This is a genomic window from Secundilactobacillus paracollinoides DSM 15502 = JCM 11969, from assembly GCF_001311135.1.
In the GTDB taxonomy this organism is placed as follows: Bacteria; Bacillota; Bacilli; order Lactobacillales; family Lactobacillaceae; genus Secundilactobacillus; species Secundilactobacillus paracollinoides.
The window spans coordinates 1-1,927 of sequence record NZ_BBAG01000135.1 but is presented as its reverse complement, the minus strand read 5'-3'; the positions used below and the strand labels follow the sequence as shown (position 1 = coordinate 1,927).

Here is a 1,927-nt window from a genome sequence, read left to right as displayed (position 1 = left end):
TCATCAAATAAAATTGGTGAGGTAATTTTTTATGACTGAAAAACCTGATATTGTTCAAATTCGCATGGGTCAAACGCCACAGTCGCAACCAACGGTTACGACGAAAGCAATGCACATCAAAGTCGGCACCAACAAATCTGTCATTATCTACAATCACATTAATGGTTATATTTTAGATGCATTCCTAAAGGCGGTGTTTAGCGATGATAATCGACCAAAATAAGCTTCATCAGATCTTTCTGGTCTGCGGAAAAACAGATTTAAGAAAAGGAATTGATGGTCTAGCTGGGGTGGTTCAAGATCAATTTGATTTGGACCCATATAACAGCGCGTTATATTTGTTCTGCGGGAGTCGTAAAGACCGATTCAAAGCACTGTACTGGGATGGTGACGGATTCCTGTTATTATACAAACGAATTGAGAATGGTCGACTCCAATGGCCAGTTGATCAAGCTGCAATTCGTAAGCTAAATCCCAAACAGTTACTTCGTCTCCTGAGCGGGTGGTCGCTGGAGTCGACCATTCATCAAGTGACCCCACCGGGTCACAAAAAATAGCTTTTAAACCCGTTTAGCGAGTGGTAAACTCATTTCAACAACTCTTATATACGGAAAGGAGTGAATGCGATGGCTAAGCACGTAAAAAATATTGAAGCCGAACTAATTCGACAGAACACTGAGCTAAAACAAGAAGTGCACGAACTAAAACAGACGATTCTACTTCTGGAAGAACAGGTGGCATTTTTAACCAAAAAGATCTATGGCCAAAGCTCTGAAAGAATTAATTCTGATCAATTGTCATTATTCGGACAAAGTGGTGTTTTTACCGAACCAGAGCAAACTGGGAACCAAAGCGAAGAGACCTACCAAGTAATAACCAAGATCAGGTCGAAAAAGAAGACACGCAAACAAACAATCAGTCCTGACCTGCCGGTTCAGGACGTTTTAATTCCATTCGATGCCAGTCAGTGTCCTCACGGACACTCTGACTGGCTCATCGTCGGCAAAAAATTTGTCCGCCAAGAAGTCTGTTACGAACCGGGACGCCTGTACGTTAAAAGAATCTACATAGAAACTGGCACCTGCAGTGAATGTGAAAGACAAACTGGCCTTACTTATATGTTTCAGAGCCAGGCGCCGCATGGTTTATTAGCATAGTCCATTGTCAGCATCGCTGGCAGCGCATGTGATCAGTGACAAGTTTCTGTTAGATCTGCCCTTGTATCGACAACAAAGAGCCCTTAAACAGGGCGGCTTTAATGTTTCAGAGGGGACCTTAGCTAATTGGATCATCAAAACTAGCCAACTGATAGAACCATTGTATGGTCTGATCCACCGAGAATTAATTGCCCGTCATCACCTTCAAGGTGATGAAACACCAATCCAAGTTATTAACGAGCCTGGTCGGGCAGCAAAGTCAAGATCTTACATGTGGGTCGCGACCATCCCTTTGAAGCTAACCAATCGGATTGTGTACTATGCTTATAGCCAGACCAGAGCTGGTTCATTCGCGCAGAAACAACTCTATAGCACGTATCAAGGCGTGTTACAATGCGACGGATATGCGGGCTATAATCTGCTTGGTGATCAGGCAATCAAGCGCGTCGGCTGTTGGGCGCACGTCCGGCGAAAGTTCAAAGATGCGTTTGATGCCGATAAACAGTACGTTGAAACACCCTTGCGATTGATCAACAGCATGTTTCGACTCGAAAAGACCTGGCAACACTTTTCTCCACGAGTACGCCAGCGACGTCGGCGTAGTAAAATAAGACCGCTTTTAAAACAGTTCTGGCAGTGGGTCGATCACTATGACGGGCTAGCTAAGTCCCGACTAGGTAAAGCCGTGACTTACGCGGCTGATCAACGCATGTATCTGAGCCGAATCGTGAACGATGGAACCATGGACTGGAGCAACAACACCGCTGAAC

At 44.7% G+C, this 1,927-nt stretch carries 4 protein-coding genes; all 4 read left to right on the top strand.

Translation table 11 applies throughout. The features are described 5' to 3' along the window. The first annotated feature begins 31 nt into the window (after positions 1 to 31). A complete protein-coding gene (locus JCM11969_RS16540; RefSeq protein ID WP_054712986.1) occupies positions 32 to 223 on the top strand; it encodes a hypothetical protein in 192 nt (63 codons plus the stop codon). Continuing rightward, positions 204 to 557, top strand: a complete 354-nt coding sequence (tnpB, locus tag JCM11969_RS16535; RefSeq protein WP_054712984.1) for an IS66 family insertion sequence element accessory protein TnpB — start codon at positions 204 to 206, stop codon at positions 555 to 557. Before JCM11969_RS16540 ends, tnpB begins: the two co-directional genes overlap by 20 nt. 69 nt (positions 558 to 626) lie before the next feature. Next, positions 627 to 1,157 (top strand): IS66 family transposase, encoded by a 531-nt coding sequence (locus tag JCM11969_RS16530; protein WP_054712982.1) that lies wholly within the window; start codon positions 627 to 629, stop codon positions 1,155 to 1,157. Positions 1,158 to 1,161: 4 nt separating this feature from the next. Further along, positions 1,162 to 1,927: IS66 family transposase (tnpC, locus tag JCM11969_RS16525; protein WP_156319422.1), on the top strand; the 766-nt coding region annotated here is incomplete at its 3' end.

Bases quoted from the DNA above. Each gene is read 5' to 3' on its own strand.
- JCM11969_RS16530 (WP_054712982.1), top strand. From the start codon at position 627: ATGGCTAAGCACGTAAAAAATATTGAAGCCGAACTAATTCGACAGAAC.
- tnpB (WP_054712984.1), top strand. From the start codon at position 204: ATGATAATCGACCAAAATAAGCTTCATCAGATCTTTCTGGTCTGCGGA.
- JCM11969_RS16540 (WP_054712986.1), top strand. From the start codon at position 32: ATGACTGAAAAACCTGATATTGTTCAAATTCGCATGGGTCAAACGCCA.